The sequence below is a fragment of the Spirosoma foliorum genome, from assembly GCF_014117325.1.
Taxonomy (GTDB): domain Bacteria; phylum Bacteroidota; class Bacteroidia; order Cytophagales; family Spirosomataceae; genus Spirosoma; species Spirosoma foliorum.
Window position 1 is genome coordinate 538,159 of sequence record NZ_CP059732.1, and the last position, 15,539, is coordinate 553,697.

A 15,539-nucleotide genomic window follows, 5' to 3' on the forward strand; every position below is an offset into this window, starting at 1 on the left:
AGTTTGTGTGTTAGGCGACAGGATGTTGAATTCAAGTAAATCCCACATCCTGTCGTTGTCTCTGAATAGAATTAGAAAGCGAAGCTTAAGCCCGCATTATAGCCACGTTGAACAGGGTAGTTACCTACGTCGATACCAAAGTTCTGGTCAGCCGATCCGCCTACGCCTGGGTCAAGACCCGAGTATTTGGTGATGGTGAACAGGTTGGTTGCCGATACCGATAAACGCAACCGGCTCAGGTTAACTTTGTTCAACACAACCGCTGGGAAGGTATAACCCAGGTTCAGATACTGCATCCGGGCGTACGAACCGTTTTCTACGTAGTACGAGTTCGCCTGGGTGTTGGTGCTGAAGTTCGAAGCACTTTCGAAGATGGGCACCGTTGTGTTGGTGTGCGTTGGTAACCACGAATCTTTCACCCGACCGCTAACCGCAGCACCCGTAAAGGATGGGTAGAAGTCGGTAAACCAACGTTGGTTGTTGAAGATCTTGTTGCCCAAAGATGCATATAAATTGGTATTCAAGTCGAAACCTTTGTACCTCAGCGTCAGGGTGATACTACCCGTGAACTTCGGAATTGGGTTGCCCAGGAACTGGCGGTCATCATCGTTGATTTTTCCATCACCGTTGGTATCAGCATAGCGGAAACGACCTGGAGCGGCACCATCCTGCGTTGGCGCAGCGGCTACTTCTTCTTTGCTGTTGAACAGACCGATCACTTTGTAGCCATAGAACGAAGACAGTGCCTGGCCAGGTTGGTTACGAACAACGGGCGTACCTAAACGAGTACCGCCTGCGGTGAAGTAAGGAACCGATGGGTCAATCGCCGTGATTTTATTACTTAAGAAACTGGCGATACCCGTCACTTCATAGGTCAGATCACCCGATAGGGTACCCCGGTTGGTTACCAAGATGTCGATCCCTTTGTTGGTCATGCTCGCTACGTTTTTGTACGGAGCACTCGAGCGAACACCAACTACGCCAGGCAGCGACAATGGGTACAACAGGTCTTTGGTATCCTTCTGCCAGAAATCAAGAACGACTTCTAACTTGTTGTTGAAGAACGATCCATCAATACCAATATTCTTCGTGATACTGGATTCCCATTTAGCCGCTGCGTTACCGATCTGGCTCCGATAGAAACCTGAAGCAATCGAGCCGTTCGAGCCATTGATATCATAACCCTGGCTAGCGTCACCACCATACAAGTTATACTGGTTAGTAGCACTCAGGTAGTTGGAGTTACCCATGATCCCATAACCACCCCGTACTTTCAGGTCCGATACCCAGGGCAGGTTTTTCATGAATTCTTCCGACGATAGACGCCAAGCGCCTGATACAGCTGGGAATACCCCGTAACGATTGCTAGCCGCAAATTGCGATGAACCATCGCGACGAATTACCCCCGTCAGGATGTACTTGTCGTTGTAGGTATAACGAGCCTGTGCAAACAATGAGTAAAACTTGTTACCCAGGTAATAACCGCTATTGACCTGCCGGGTAGCACCAGGCGTTGTCGTGCTGATGGTTACGTAGTTCGGATCGGTCGAGAAGGGGTTCTGGCCTGAACCACCAATGTTGCGTCCAGCACCATTATTTAACGCTTCGATACCACCCAAAGCGAAGATGTCATGACGACCAAACTTCTGTTTGAAGGTAGCCGTGTTGGTAAACGTCCAGGCTAAACCATAGCCTGACCCTTCGCTGTAAGTGTAGGTCGTGTTGTTTTCCGAGTTTTCGTACTGTACCCGACCATAGCTGTTGTAGTAATTAGTAAAATAGTTACCACCAAGGCTACTGCGTAAGGTCAGTGAAGGAAGGACATCGTACTCTAAGTAGGCATTACCAAACGCAGAGACATTGAAGTTACCGTTGTTAGCGTTAGCAGTCCGGTCGGCAACCGCGTTGTGCGGGTTGTTAAAACCAGGAGCAGCGGTACCCGCATACCCACCAAATGAGTTATAAACTGGAATGATCGGCGGAGTGCGGAAAGCCGTTAATACCTCGTTTTCATCTGAAGATGAGCTTGAGTTGTTATTCGTAGAGTTACCAAACTGGTTACCTACACCACCCAAAACACCTTTATTCGAGATATAAGCCATCTGGATATTTTCACCAAAACGGAGTTTCTTGGTGATATCGAACTCTGTGTTAGCGCGAAGCGTGTAGCGAGAGTAATCATTGAAAATAACGATACCCGCTTGTTTCTGCATAGCCAGGCTAATGTAGAAACGGCTGGATTCGGTACCACCCGAGAAACCTAATGAGTGACGCATCATAGGAGCAACCCGTGTGATGGCTGCATACCAGTCGGTACCTGCTTTGTTTGCAGGAATAACGTTATAGATAGCACCGTTAGCTGGATTAACGTTGTACTTAGCAGCTTCAGCCGTTAAATCAACTTGCGAAGCCGACAAACCTGAACGACTACCAACCAGCAGATAATCAGGTAGAACGGGCGTTAAGCCCGTACCGTACTGACCACCCGCGATACCCGCGAAGCTCGTTGCATCAGGTGTTGTACCGGCCTGAAACAAGTCATTTTTGCGTGCCTGCCAAGTCCAGTCAGCCTGTTCCTGTGGGTTCAAAATTGGTAAGCTTTTACCTGGATCGGTAGCACCAATTAACCCATCATAGGTGACGGTTAATTTCTGAGCCCGGCGCTGACCTTTCTTGGTAGTCAACACGATTACACCCGAAGCAGCCCGCGCTCCATAAATAGAGGCCGAAGCGGCATCTTTCAGAACGGTGGTGCTTTCAATGTCATCTGGTGATAGGAATTGGATGTTCTGGGTAGGAACTCCATCAACCACGTAAAGTGGCTGGTTACCTCCGAACGAACCGAAACCACGAACCCGCACCTGGCTGGATGTACCTGGTTGCCCGTTGGTGATAACGGTTACCCCAGCTACGCGGCCCTGTAACTGTTGCTCAACGTTAGCGGAAGGAACCACTTTCAGTTGGGCTGGTTTCACCGTCGAAACGGCACCGGTTACATCCCGGCGGTTTTCGGTGGAGTACCCGGTTACAACAACCTCACTTAAAGCAGTCGCATCATCTTCGAGTCGGACGTCAATATTGGTTTGATTGCCGACCGAAACTTCCTGCGTCTTAAATCCGATGGCCGAGATAACGAGCACTGGGCTAGCTCCCCGGATGTTCATCGAGAAACTACCATTTGCATCGGAACTGGTACCAGTTTGAGTACCCTTCAGTACGATGTTGGCACCTGGCACAGCGCCATCACTGCCTGTAATTTTACCCGTCAAGCGACGGTCCTGGGCGGAAACTTTGAAGTTTCCCAGCAATAATAATGCACCCAGAAAAGCTGTCTGCAGAAATCTGTAGAACGTTGCTTTCATGAAGATTAGGTTGGTTTTTTAAAATGAGTAATCGGCTCAATATTAGAGGGTGAGATTTATATTTCAAAAAGATATATAAATAGTACTATGGTCTATTTTTTCATCTAATAATCTAATTATGAAAAAAGTTAAATTGTAATAATATATATGCATTGATTATCAATTAGTTAATCTACAATTTATGTTAATTAAATTATCTTTTTTTTTGTGAATTAAATTTTAATTAACGAAAGCACTTTTGTCCAATTTTTTCAACAAAAAAGCTCGTAAAAAATCAATTCTTCATTTTTGAAAAATTGATTTTTTACGAGCTTTTTTGTTAATATATTTAGTTAAATTAACAAAAACTAAGTGTTAATACTTAACTAAATTACTCAGTATATACTGTGATTTTTGTTGTATCGTCTTATAAAGGTTAGGGTTTAGAAAAATGAACTTTATAACGTATCCCTCTAGTGAAATTCGTTACCTTAAGACTCGCTGAATCCATTAGTAATCAGACGACTTAATCGATCTTTTCGAGTCTGATTACGTATACTAATTGCGCGATAGTGCTTGTTGAGTCGTGTTTGATTCCGTTACTCCTGGAAAGCACCGCTGACAATAAACAGGCTGTACACCTAAATCCTGGCTAAATCCCTGAGCGGCTTCCAGAGCGAGTTCAAAGCTGGCATAGCCACCTCGCCAACGACCCGTTAAATAGCCAAGCTTTTTGGGTTGCATCCCTTTCCCATTGTTACAAAACCGGCAACTACCGACATGTAACGTTACTTTTGGATTGCGGAAATACGCATAGAAATAGTAATTCATAACCCCAGTAATCAGTTGTGTAACTGTTGAGAACTACCGATGACAGTGGCTAATTGCAGCTGTCAGCAGTTGTCAGGTTGTCCATCCGCCTACTAAATCTGGCAGAAAGACATTGCTAATTTTGCCCAGCGGTTAGTGAAGACGAAAAAAAAGATGACTGATTCCGGGTTTGGGGGGTTGAATTCGGGATTTTGGCGGTTGAAACCGGGAGGAGAAGAGAGGTATTAATAGCTTATCGGCCTAGCCAATCTTTAAATTCAGTGACACGCTCAACACTGACAAACACTTCCTGACGGGCCGCTGGCTGTAACTCAACTTTGAGTTTACTCCCTGAATAGGTATGAACGGATTGGATTGCATCAATAGCCACTAAATACGAACGGTTGACACGAAAGAACTGACCAGGATCGACCAGTTGGCTTAGTTTATCCAGGCTATAATCAATCGATATTGGAGGGCCAACCTGGGGCATTAAGTAGGTCGCTTTATTCTCAAAAAAGAAATAAGCTATTGCATCAGTTCGAATACTGCGGAGTTTAGGACCGACGCTAACCATAAATCGGTCGCGGTAGGTTTTGGATTCATCTCCTCTTGCGAGCTGCTCTACAACAAGGTGCTCGGTCCCCGGCTCATTGGGTAATTGACGAAATAGTTTGAATTTATTTAACGCTGCCGTAAGCTCTTCAATGCCAATGGGTTTAAGCAGATAATCGACGCTGTTGGCTTTAAATGCCTGCAAGGCGTGGTTCTCGTGGGCCGTCGTAAAAATGATTGGAATCGTTAAATTAAGTTGCTCAATCAGGCTAAATCCTAAGTCGTCTTCCAGAAAAATATCCAGAAAAATCAAATCTGGCGAAGCAGGTTGAGGAGCGGTTAGCCAGTTGATCGATTTGGCTACAGATGGCAGGAAAGCCAGTACTTTAATGCTGGGGTCATATTCATGAAGCAAGGTAGATAACCGCTGAGCGGTTAATGCTTCATCTTCAATGATTAATACATTCATAACGTTTTAAATGTAGGACTTTCGCCTGGAGCCGTGCCACGGTTCAATTGTCCCACCTGGATAGCCGTGGCACGGCTCCAGGCGAAAGTCCTAAAATGGCAACTAGGCAAGCAGCGGAATTTTAACAATAAATATGCCGTCCTGATCGCCAAAGTAAACAGGACGTTCGGTAAGTAGTCGGTACCGATCGGCAATATTTTTTAGTCCCAAGCCTGTCGAAGCCTCTTTCTGGGGCCTCAGTCGAATAGGGTTGGTAACCAATAAATAATCGTCTTCAGTTTGTATGTTTACAAGAAGAGGCTCTTCGCTCGACATCTGATTGTGTTTTACTACATTTTCAATTAACAGCTGTAGGGTTAATGGAGCAATGTTGTATTTAGTCGCTATGGATGCCGATACATCGGTCCTAATCTTCAACTTTTCACCAAAGCGAATTTGAAGTAGAAACGTATAGGCATTCGTAAAGTTTAATTCATCCTGAAGTTTAATGTAGTTGGTATCCCGTTGTTCTAAAATGTAACGAAACGCCTTTGCCAGTTGACCAACGAATTGAATAGAGAGTTTAGGATTAGGTTCAATAAGTGAGGAAAGAATACTTAGGCTATTGAAAAGAAAATGAGGATTTACCTGGTTTTTAAGCGCCATAAACTGAGCCTGGATAGCCTCCTGTTTAAGTTGCTCCGCGTTTACTTTTATGGCTTCCAATCGTTTGTACCCTCTTCGGTTAGCCGCCAGATAGAACGCCGACAACATAGCCATGATGGTTAATCCGTTATCGATTTTTTTTCGTTGATTACTCTCTTCAGGGCTTAAGTTGAGCGCTGAAGTACGAATTGGCTGCGAAAAATGGAAACGTTCCACACCTGCCATTGTGATCCACATTCGGTGAAAAGCCATATTAAATAAGACCGCCAGGGCACCTGCCACGACTAAAGTAGCTAGCTGAGCGGGTAAGTCAAACTCAATCAGAAATTCCCTGTTCATCTTGCTAAAAAAACGTTGCTGAATCCAATCTGTAACCGTGAGCCATAGCCCAAAGAACAGAATCGTCACGATAATTTCCATGATCCAGAAAGGCCATACCCGTTGGACTAATTCGAGCGAAAAGTGGTTTACATGAACGTAGATACGAATAGGCCAGTAAATGGCGAACACAGTTGTAGCAAGCTGCCATTTTTGTTTATAGGTTAGCTGGTTCTCAATGGTATTGTTCATGCTTAAGAAGCTAAGGCAGTATCTTTTTTTCTAATCTGGGTTCTTCTCTTAATGTCATTTGTGGATAGTGGAGCACTTTTTAGCGTAATTAGGGGAAGCCTAATGCAAATCGACTCTATAAGTATATTTACGTAAACTTGTACTGTAGGTTTTAGCGCTAAACTTGTAATTCTATTTTCCTTCGTACGTCAACATGTTCTCCGAACCTGCTTATTCTGGGAGACAAATACTGCTCCGTGAGCTAGTTTACTCTGAGCCGAACCAGGTGAGTTTGCCTCTGTGAATGTAAAAAAAGCCGCTTTAGGCGGCTCTGATTACGTTCTCCTTCGCTTTTGTAGTTATTAACTGGTTCGCCAGATTTTGTATGTCTCTGGCATACAGATCGCACAGGGCCGATAGCCAAGGTGCAAGGCTTCTCGCTCGTCTTGAAAAAACACACGGTTTTCGGGCTTCATGCGTTTGCCCGTCCGGCAGGTGAGCTTACCATAAATTTTACCCGGACGATGACCGCCTAGCGTAATTGCCTGTTGGTTTATGAGTGTTACTAAAGTTCGGAGCTGGGCAAAACGGGTTGCTCCAAGTGCTGTCTGGCGAATCATGTGGCATCATGAAAAATGAGCCCAATGGTCATCCGTTGCCCCTTTTTTACTTCACTGACCCCATGACGCATGCCAACCCGATGATACCCTCGTGACCCTCTCCCTGGCCGAAATTTCGTCGTGAAGATGAGAATCTGACCCTGTTCAGGTTGGAGTACGATGGCCCGAGATTGCATACGGGGTCGTTGTTCCACCAAAACAAACTCACCGCCCGTAAAATCCTGCCCCGGTTGATTGAGAAATAAAACGGCCTGAAACGGGAAATACAGTTCGCCATAAATGTCCTGGTGTAACGCATTCCAGTCACCTGAACCGTACTTTAGGATTAGCGCTGTTGGGCGTTTCTGGCCTGCGTTGTGGCAAATGGCCAGCCACTCGTCAAGATCGGTTGGATAGCGTTGGGTAAGACCGAGTTTTTCGTTCCAGTCGTTGGCAACGAGGGCTATTGGCTTAAATAGCTCATGACGAAGTGCATCAAGGCGGGCAGGTAGGGGATAATTGAAATATTTGTACTCACCACTTCCATAACCATGCTTCTGCATCACAATGGTTTTGCGATGTAGGTTTGGTTGATCGAACAGGCTAGCTAGTTCAAGGCATTCGTCGGAAGATAGGCGTGGAGGAAGTAAAACAAATCCCGATTCGGAGAGCGTCGTTTGGTAAGTCGACCAGTCGATAGTGGCGTTCATAAGAAACTTGTTTTAACCTGAAACCCAATTAACTAACAGACAATTCTGTGCGTGCAGCTTCCCAGCCGAGCATGGCTTGTTTCCGGTCTGTTCCCCAGCGATAGCCGCCAAACAAACCTGTTTTCTTAATAACCCGATGACATGGAATCAAATAACCAACTGGATTGCTGCCGATAGCCGTGCCAACCGCCCGAGAGGCTGTGGGTTGCCCGATTGCCTCAGCAATCTGGTCGTAACTGGCCAGCCGCCCTTCGGGAATTTTGAGTAAAGCTTCCCATACTTTGAGTTGAAAAGCCGATCCTCTGAGTAAAACGGGGAGAGGGTGTGTTAGTGCTTCGGCGTCATTAGAGGGGAAGATCTGATTCGCCAGTGCTTGAACGTTGGCTGAGTCTTGGCGAAGCGTTACTTCGGGCCAGGCTGCCGTTAAGATAGCTTCAGGATCGTCGCCCTCATTCAGAAAATGCAGCAGAGCGATTTTACCATTAATTGACCCCAAAACATAGTGGCCAAATGGGCTGTCGAATACGCCATATTGTAATACTAAGCCAGCGCCAGCCTGCTTGAATTGGCCGGGTGTAACCCCCTCGATCGTTACGAACAGATCATGAAGCCTGCCCGTACCCGACAGCCCCGCTCCGTGGGCAGCATCGCTTAGGGGCGCACCTTTACGAAGTTGATTTTTAGCATGTTCCAGGGTTAGGTACTGACTGAATTTCTTTGGACTAACTCCGGCCCATTCGGTGAATAGCCGTTGAAAATGGAATTCGCTCAGGTTCGCTTTCTCAGCGAGTTCGCCCAACGATGGTTGCTCCCGAAAGTGAGTGGTCAGGTGCTCAATAGCGCTGGCAATTTGTTGATAGGTGTAGGTGCTTGCAGTTGTCATCTAATATTGTTGTTTGACCTATACAAATGTCGGAATACCTGCGCTGGGAGGAAACCCGATTCTTGCGGAGTTTTTTGACCGTTGAACAGTCTAAATGTACAACTGCTCACATTGCATGCTGCATTCTAAAAACTATTGGGTAGGTTGGTCTGGTAATTTAACCAACTAAAAACAAAACCAATGTCTGTCAACGCGAAACACTTAGCCACATTTATCCTCGGAGCAGCCGCTGGGGTAGCGCTTAATAAGTATGCCCAAACAGAAGATGGTCAGAAATTGATGTCTGACCTGAAAGAAAAAGGGATGCAACTCAAAACGGAAGCCGAAGGAGCCATTGATAACGCACCGGAGTATTTTGAGAAATTGAAAACACAGCTTGCCGAGATGCTAAAAACCAATTTCCCGGATGCCGAAGCCACTATCCATGATATTCTGGGTAAGAAGCCAGATGCCGCCTAACGACTGATAAACGAATCAGTATTCTCCAATAAAAAAACGCCGGGCAAAAATGTCCGGCGTTTTTTTATTGGAGAAAGAAATAATTAAGCTAGCTCAAATCGATCAAGATTCATCACTTTGGCCCAGGCCGCTACGAAGTCTTTCACAAATTTTTCCTGTGCATCGGAGCTTCCGTACACTTCAGCAATTGCTCGCAGTTCGGAGTTTGAACCAAACACAAGATCGGCGCGGGTTCCTGTCCATTTCACCTCGCCCGTTTTTCGATCCCGTCCTTCAAATACTTCTTTATGATCAGCGGTGGCTTTCCAAGCTGTGTTCATATCGAGCAGATTTACGAAGAAATCGTTCGTTAACACACCTGGTCGTTCGGTGAAAATACCGTGTTTCGAGCCGTCGTAGTTCGTATTCAAGGCACGCAAACCACCGATCAAAACCGTTAGCTCAGGGGCCGTTAGGGTTAGCAGTTGCGCTTTATCGATCAATAACTCTTCAGTCGATACCGTAAATTTGCCTTTCAGGTAGTTGCGGAATCCATCGGCAATAGGTTCCAGTACGGCAAATGATTCGATATCCGTTTGCTCGAGCGACGCATCCATACGGCCCGGCGTAAACGGTACAGTTACGTCCTGTCCTGCATCTTTGGCCGCTTTTTCAACACCTACAGAACCCGCCAGTACTATAAGGTCGGCCAGTGATACCTTCTTACCGTTGGCTTGCGTGCTGTTAAACTCTTCCTGGATGCTTCCTAAGATACCCAATACTTTTTCGAGTTGAGCTGGATTATTTACCGCCCAATCTTTTTGAGGAGCCAGGCGGACACGCGCCCCGTTGGCACCACCCCGTTTATCGGAACCACGGAAGGTAGAAGCCGAAGCCCAGGCTGTAGATACTAGCTCAGATACAGCCAGGCCAGAAGCCAGAATGTTGGCTTTCAGCGCAGCTACATCGTTCTCATCGATCAACGCATGATCAACAGCTGGGATTGGGTCTTGCCAAATCAGGACTTCTTCTGGAACTTCAGGACCTAAGTATCGAGCCCGAGGACCCATGTCGCGGTGTGTCAGTTTGAACCATGCACGCGCAAAGGCATCAGCAAACTCGTCGGGATTTTCGTAGAAACGCCGTGAAATCTTTTCGAAACCAGGGTCAAGCTTCAGCGTCAGGTCGGTGGTAAGCATGGTAGGCGCATGCTTCTTCGATGCGTCATAAGCATCTGGAATGATGTTCTCGGCATTCTTAGCCACCCATTGGTGGGCACCACCCGGACTCTTGGTCAGTTCCCAATCGTATTTGAACAGGTTCTCAAAGAAGCCATTGCCCCACTGCGTTGGCGTGGTGGTCCAGGTTACTTCCAGGCCGCTGGTGATGGTGTCGCCACCTTTACCTGAGCCATAGTTGTTTGCCCAGCCGAAACCTTGTAATTCAATGTCACCCGCTTCTGGTTCAGGTCCTACGTGTTCCGACGAAGCAGCACCGTGGGTTTTGCCAAACGTGTGGCCACCTGCAATCAGGGCAACGGTTTCTTCGTCGTTCATGGCCATACGTCCGAATGTATCGCGGATGTCTTTCGCCGAAGCAAGTGGGTCAGGATTGCCGTCTGGTCCTTCTGGATTTACATAGATCAAGCCCATGTTGGCAGCCGCCAGTGGTTTTTCCAGGTTGCGAGCGTGGATTTTGCCACTTGGATCTTCGTCGGATACCAATACGCTATGCTCATCTACGCCCTCAGAACCACCTGCATAACGCAGATCGCTACCCAGCCATTTTTTTTCAGAACCCCAGTAAATATCCAGATCTGGCTCCCAAACGTCTTCACGTCCACCGGCAAAACCAAACGTTTTGAAACCCATCGATTCCAGTGCAACGTTACCTGTAAGAATCATCAGGTCGGCCCAGGAGATTTTCCGACCATATTTCTGTTTAATTGGCCAAAGCAACCGGCGAGCTTTGTCGAGACTAACGTTATCGGGCCAGCTGTTAAGTGGAGCAAATCGTTGCTGTCCTGCACCTGCTCCGCCACGACCATCACCGATGCGGTAGGTACCCGCACTGTGCCAGGCCATGCGGATGAACAAAGGTCCATAATGACCGAAGTCAGCTGGCCACCAGTCCTGGGAGTCAGTCATCAACGCATGAAGGTCTTGCTTCACGGCTTCCAGATCAAGGCTCTTGAATTCTTCGGCGTAGTTGAAGCCTTGCCCCATGGGATCAGACAATGAAGAATGCTGACGAAGCATGTTCACCTTTAACTGATTGGGCCACCAATCGCGGTTTTGGGTTCCATCACCAGCAGCGCTAATTTTTTGAGCAGGCTCACTTTTTAGAGTTCCGTTGTGAAACGGGCATTGGCTAATGTCTCCTGATTTGTTTTCCATTTTTACAGCTTATTGTTAAGGACTTGTCTGAATATGTAGGTTAATATGACTTTCGAAAAGACGATGAAGTGATTTACTAGTGCAAGGTTACTAGGATGAGAGCTATAAATCAAATTGATTTAATTGATTATCGTATCGATAAATACTATATGATCTAGCTGCCAGCTTGATGGAGTGGTCGAGTTGATTGTTCATGGGTCAGAGTGCCCGTGACAATCATATATTGAGCAGCCGCGTATGTACTCATGATCAACCAGGCTGCCCCCGTGATGGTTTGCAGGAACTTATCGATAGCAATTAAGGAATCGGATAGGATAAATAATAACGCGCCAGCAACTACCCATCCATAATGCAGTGTACCCTGACGCAGTACGGCGAGCAACCCCATCGTATTCAGGGAAATAGCATATACCACAACTGGCCACCACAATGCCTGCAAAGCTGGATTTTGTGCGAAGGCTGGCCTGAGCAGGATTAGGAAAATAATGAGGTATATCAGGAAAGGCAGCGCACGTTTCCAGATCGATTGAATGGTGAGTAGCATCCCGGCTTGACGAATGGATAACCAGAATGCCCGACTATAGCACAATTGCATGACCAGGAATGCGCCCAATCCTGGGGCAAACAAGTCGACTTCACGAATCATTAAAAAAACATCGCCCAACAAGGCGAATACCATACCGATCATTAGCCAGCGGATTACTAACGGAAAAGTTGCTGGTCGATACTGTTGCCAGCAATACCCCAGGAGCATCAACATAATAAGCGGTTTACAACCATAATGTAGCCACTGGATGGATAGCGTATCGCCCAGCATTTCGAGGCAAGTTATGGCGATAAATGCGATGGTGAAAAGTAGGGTCGGCTTTGTATACATGGTGGTTAACGGACAGCAGAATGTCCATTTGCATACAGAATAAAGCGCAATTGCATATCTACTGCTTACTGCTCAAAAGTGACTAAAATCAAACCATTTTGTTGATAGCTCGTTTATAAAACAATACTCAACAAAAAATAATATGGATAAGCTACAGAAGTTTGAGTTGATGAACAAGATTGTTCGTGAACTGGAAGACCTGCAAAACAGCCAGACGGCTTTAATCGAGAAAATAGGTAAGATTGAAGTGGATAATATGAATGGGTTAAATGACTCGTATCTGGAAAAAAATCTGGGTACGATGCACGGTAAGATTGCCGAAAACCTCGACACGATTATTGAGATTTTTTCCCACTTCGAAAGTAAGCGTGATGAATACGCTGAGAAAAACAGCGCGGCCATTGCCGCCATTGAAGCTGCTGCGGCTATCGAAGCTGCCAACTAAAGAATTATTTGGTTTAAACCTATAAGGTCTCAAAGACCTTATAGGTTTACAAGTATAAGGCCAGTTGTGTGATCACGACTGGCCTTTCTTATAGCTAGAAAACGAAATACCTTACTTTTCGAAGAACAACATGAGCACCTACAACAGGGCTACGTGATTACATAAGTTGAATGAGATTTCGTGCTTGTCGTTTCGGAGATATCTACGCGAATAAAGCCCGAAATGGATCTGGCTACTGTTCAGATCTAGGGTTGGTAAACCAACTTACTAGCTCGAAATGGTTTGTCGGCGGCTTGTAGCAACTTGGCTCGTAAACGCGGGTTGTAATTGGGCCGGTCGGCCAGAAATTTGCGAATGAGCTGTGCTACTTCCGGTGTTTGATAGCTCGATAAGGTAGAACTCACCCAACGTTCAGGAAAGAAAATATCACCTGTTCGCTGAATCTCGTCTAACAGCTCCAGACTTTTAGGCAGATACTTTGCTGAGGTCACGGTTCGTAAGGGGTGATGCAGATAGCCCAAAGCATCTACCACCCAGGCCTCACGCTCCCGATTAGTCTCGTTGGCCAAAGAGGCAAAGAATTGATCGCGCTCAGCTACATTGCCCGATAGAGCAGGCATCATAAACGTGAGCCGCTTTTTACGATCTGGATTTTTGATGCGTGCTAATTGCTTCGTCAGGATTCCCTCAACCGGGTAATCTCGTACAGCTAATGCAAGAGCCAGCGATGTGTAATCATCTTCGGTGAGCGTTACGCCAGCGGGTGCCTTTTGCTCATTCCAGATAGCATACAGCCGATCTTTGGCCTCGGAACTGAGCGCAATGTTCTGGTATAAGCGAAAGAGGAGTTTCTTTTTGCCGGGAGCTTTTTCATTTTCCATCGCCTGCCAGGCCTCTTTCTCAACAGAAGCGGCAAGGGCTGGTCGATTGGTTGGCTTGGTGAAATTCCAGACGATATCTGCCAACTGACTCGCCAATAAGCGCAGATTTAACTCTTCGCTTTCTTTGCCTAACAGACTTTGATAGACAGTAGCCAACTTAACTGGACTAACGACCTGACCCGAAAGCATATTTTCGTACAGGTTGATGTACGCAGCAGCTCGCGTAACGGGATTTTTCACCGTACCCAGTTGCGAAATCATCGCGGTATCCACCGGAAAAATGCCGTAACCCTGCCCCGATGAATTGAAAATAACAAACGACGGGGCGGCTTTGCCAACAGCTTCGGTAAGCGTTACGGTAGCCTGATTCATAGGCACGGTCAATTCCTCTACATGGTCGGGATAAACGAGGGCAACTTCAAATCCCTGTGGCCACAAGCGCTTTGTACCATCTTCCCCCATCTGCGAAATCGTGAATCGGCTAATTTTTCCGGCCTGCTTATCGAGTTGATAGCTAAATTTTGGTCGACTCGTTTCGCTTACCCAGACGTGATTCCAGGCAGCCAGATCGGCGGGTGTTCGAGCGTCTAAAATGGCAATAAGATCGGCCCAGGTTGCGTTGCCGAATGCGTATTTTTTGAGGTATTCACGTAATCCGTCGCGTAGGGCTGTTTTTCCCATGAGTCGCTCCAGTTGCCGCATCATGATAGGCGCTTTATGGTAAATGATGCCACCGTAGAGCGTTCCGGCTTCTTTCAGATTAGCGAGTGGTTGCCCAATTGGGTTAGCGCCTTCGGTACGATCAACGGCATAAGCGGCCGGAAAATGATCGACTACAAACTGGAGATCGTAGTTGGCATCGGCGGAGGATACTTCGGTGATTTTGTCGGCCATGAAATTGGCGAAAACCTCTTTCAGCCAGACATCGTTGAACCAGCGCATTGTAACCATGTCGCCAAACCACATATGCGCCGTTTCGTGCGAAATAACACTGGCACGCGACAACCGCTGATCGCGAGTGGCCCCATTATCTAAAAACAAAGCCGAGGCCCGATAGTCAATGGCGCCTACGTGCTCCATGCCGCCGTACTGAAAGTCGGGAATGGCGGCAAAATCAAACTTCTGGAATGGGTAAGGAATTTGAGTATAGTCTTCCAGAAACGTCAGTGCATCGGCATGAAGTTTAAAGAGCGTCTCCATACTCAGGCGAATTTTGGTCGTGTCGGTTTCCCGGTGCAGGAGCGTCATTGGCCGGCCATTAAGCGTACGGGTTACTGGTGAGAATTTCCCGGCTACAAATGAGAATAAGTACGTGGGAATAATGTTGGAGACCTGGAAATTGACCGTTTTGCGTTCGCCCGCTATAGATGAGTCCTTAACCGCAGCATTGCCCATCGCTTGCCAGTTTGTTGGAATCGTAAGCGACAGTTGAAACGTGGCCTTCAGATCGGGCTGATCGAAGCAGGGGAAAACGGTTCGGGCACGGTCGGGAACAAGCAGTGTGTAGAGGTAATCATCGTTCCGATTCAACGACAAATTACCCGCCGTAAACTGGATTGAAATAGTGTTCTTTCCGGGCTGCAAAAAAGCAGTAGAAATCAGCAGATGTTCGCTCTCAAACACAACCGGAATTTCCTTTTTATTGACTGAAACTTTCTGGATATGAGTACGTTCTTCCTTAAAGTCGATCTGAAGTGGAGCCGTTGTTCGGGCCCAGGTAAATGTTATTGTTTCACTGGCTGGAATTAGTTGGTTTTTCTGCGCTGGAATGTCGAACTTTAGTGCATACGCCAGCTGGCTGATTTGCTGCCTGCGTGCCTTAGCCAATGTTTGCGATACACCCGCTTCAATGGCTGGTGTAGACTGTGCGTTGCCTAGCATGGCGATGAAGAAAAAGAGGAATAGAGTAATGCCGTAACGATTCATAGAATGGTCATTTAA

Annotated in this window: 12 protein-coding genes; 2 read left to right on the forward strand and 10 right to left on the reverse strand. The window is 46.7% G+C overall.

Annotated elements, in window-relative coordinates; translation table 11 throughout:
* Positions 1 to 71 precede the first annotated feature (71 nt).
* The 7 genes from H3H32_RS02295 to H3H32_RS02325 form a co-directional block, all read right to left on the reverse strand.
* On the reverse strand, positions 72 to 3,362 hold the full coding sequence (locus H3H32_RS02295; protein WP_182461066.1) for a SusC/RagA family TonB-linked outer membrane protein: 3,291 nt from the start codon (positions 3,360 to 3,362) through the stop codon (positions 72 to 74).
* A 537-nt stretch (positions 3,363 to 3,899) separates the two neighbouring features.
* Entirely contained in the window at positions 3,900 to 4,172 is a 273-nt protein-coding gene (locus H3H32_RS02300) for a hypothetical protein (RefSeq protein ID WP_182461067.1), read from the reverse strand.
* A gap of 232 nt (positions 4,173 to 4,404) precedes the next feature.
* A complete protein-coding gene (locus H3H32_RS02305) occupies positions 4,405 to 5,175 on the reverse strand; it encodes a LytR/AlgR family response regulator transcription factor (RefSeq protein ID WP_182461068.1) in 771 nt (256 codons plus the stop codon).
* Between the two features lie 102 nt (positions 5,176 to 5,277).
* Complete coding sequence (locus tag H3H32_RS02310) at positions 5,278 to 6,390, reverse strand: sensor histidine kinase (protein ID WP_182461069.1); 1,113 nt, start codon at positions 6,388 to 6,390, stop codon at positions 5,278 to 5,280.
* A gap of 341 nt (positions 6,391 to 6,731) precedes the next feature.
* Complete coding sequence (locus tag H3H32_RS02315) at positions 6,732 to 6,989, reverse strand: Ada metal-binding domain-containing protein (protein ID WP_182461070.1); 258 nt, start codon at positions 6,987 to 6,989, stop codon at positions 6,732 to 6,734.
* A complete protein-coding gene (locus H3H32_RS02320; RefSeq protein ID WP_182461071.1) occupies positions 6,986 to 7,678 on the reverse strand; it encodes a 2OG-Fe(II) oxygenase in 693 nt (230 codons plus the stop codon). Before H3H32_RS02320 ends, H3H32_RS02315 begins: the two co-directional genes overlap by 4 nt.
* Positions 7,679 to 7,706: 28 nt before the next feature.
* Positions 7,707 to 8,561, reverse strand: a complete 855-nt coding sequence (locus H3H32_RS02325; RefSeq protein WP_182461072.1) for a methylated-DNA--[protein]-cysteine S-methyltransferase — start codon at positions 8,559 to 8,561, stop codon at positions 7,707 to 7,709.
* A gap of 180 nt (positions 8,562 to 8,741) precedes the next feature.
* On the opposite strand from H3H32_RS02325, the gene H3H32_RS02330 reads away from it, so the two are divergent.
* Entirely contained in the window at positions 8,742 to 9,020 is a 279-nt protein-coding gene (locus H3H32_RS02330) for a YtxH domain-containing protein (RefSeq protein ID WP_182461073.1), read from the forward strand.
* A gap of 83 nt (positions 9,021 to 9,103) precedes the next feature.
* Here the strand turns inward: H3H32_RS02330 and katG are convergent, their stop codons facing one another.
* A complete protein-coding gene (katG, locus tag H3H32_RS02335) occupies positions 9,104 to 11,395 on the reverse strand; it encodes a catalase/peroxidase HPI (RefSeq protein ID WP_182461074.1) in 2,292 nt (763 codons plus the stop codon).
* Positions 11,396 to 11,549: 154 nt separating this feature from the next.
* Positions 11,550 to 12,272 carry a lysoplasmalogenase gene (locus H3H32_RS02340; protein WP_182461075.1) on the reverse strand — a complete coding sequence of 241 codons (723 nt, stop codon included), beginning with the start codon at positions 12,270 to 12,272 and terminating at the stop codon, positions 11,550 to 11,552.
* Between the two features lie 142 nt (positions 12,273 to 12,414).
* Between H3H32_RS02340 and H3H32_RS02345 the strand changes: the two genes are divergently transcribed.
* Positions 12,415 to 12,717, forward strand: a complete 303-nt coding sequence (locus H3H32_RS02345; RefSeq protein WP_182461076.1) for a hypothetical protein — start codon at positions 12,415 to 12,417, stop codon at positions 12,715 to 12,717.
* Between the two features lie 245 nt (positions 12,718 to 12,962).
* Here the strand turns inward: H3H32_RS02345 and H3H32_RS02350 are convergent, their stop codons facing one another.
* Positions 12,963 to 15,524 (reverse strand): M1 family aminopeptidase, encoded by a 2,562-nt coding sequence (locus H3H32_RS02350; RefSeq protein WP_182461077.1) that lies wholly within the window; start codon positions 15,522 to 15,524, stop codon positions 12,963 to 12,965.
* Between the last annotated feature and the right edge of the window lie 15 nt (positions 15,525 to 15,539).

Coding starts and splice junctions, on each gene's coding strand:
- H3H32_RS02295 (WP_182461066.1), bottom strand. CDS start 3,362: ATGAAAGCAACGTTCTACAGATTTCTGCAGACAGCTTTTCTGGGTGCA.
- H3H32_RS02300 (WP_182461067.1), bottom strand. CDS start 4,172: ATGAATTACTATTTCTATGCGTATTTCCGCAATCCAAAAGTAACGTTA.
- H3H32_RS02305 (WP_182461068.1), bottom strand. CDS start 5,175: ATGAATGTATTAATCATTGAAGATGAAGCATTAACCGCTCAGCGGTTA.
- H3H32_RS02310 (WP_182461069.1), bottom strand. CDS start 6,390: ATGAACAATACCATTGAGAACCAGCTAACCTATAAACAAAAATGGCAG.
- H3H32_RS02315 (WP_182461070.1), bottom strand. CDS start 6,989: ATGATTCGCCAGACAGCACTTGGAGCAACCCGTTTTGCCCAGCTCCGA.
- H3H32_RS02320 (WP_182461071.1), bottom strand. CDS start 7,678: ATGAACGCCACTATCGACTGGTCGACTTACCAAACGACGCTCTCCGAA.
- H3H32_RS02325 (WP_182461072.1), bottom strand. CDS start 8,561: ATGACAACTGCAAGCACCTACACCTATCAACAAATTGCCAGCGCTATT.
- H3H32_RS02330 (WP_182461073.1), top strand. CDS start 8,742: ATGTCTGTCAACGCGAAACACTTAGCCACATTTATCCTCGGAGCAGCC.
- katG (WP_182461074.1), bottom strand. CDS start 11,395: ATGGAAAACAAATCAGGAGACATTAGCCAATGCCCGTTTCACAACGGA.
- H3H32_RS02340 (WP_182461075.1), bottom strand. CDS start 12,272: ATGTATACAAAGCCGACCCTACTTTTCACCATCGCATTTATCGCCATA.
- H3H32_RS02345 (WP_182461076.1), top strand. CDS start 12,415: ATGGATAAGCTACAGAAGTTTGAGTTGATGAACAAGATTGTTCGTGAA.
- H3H32_RS02350 (WP_182461077.1), bottom strand. CDS start 15,524: ATGAATCGTTACGGCATTACTCTATTCCTCTTTTTCTTCATCGCCATG.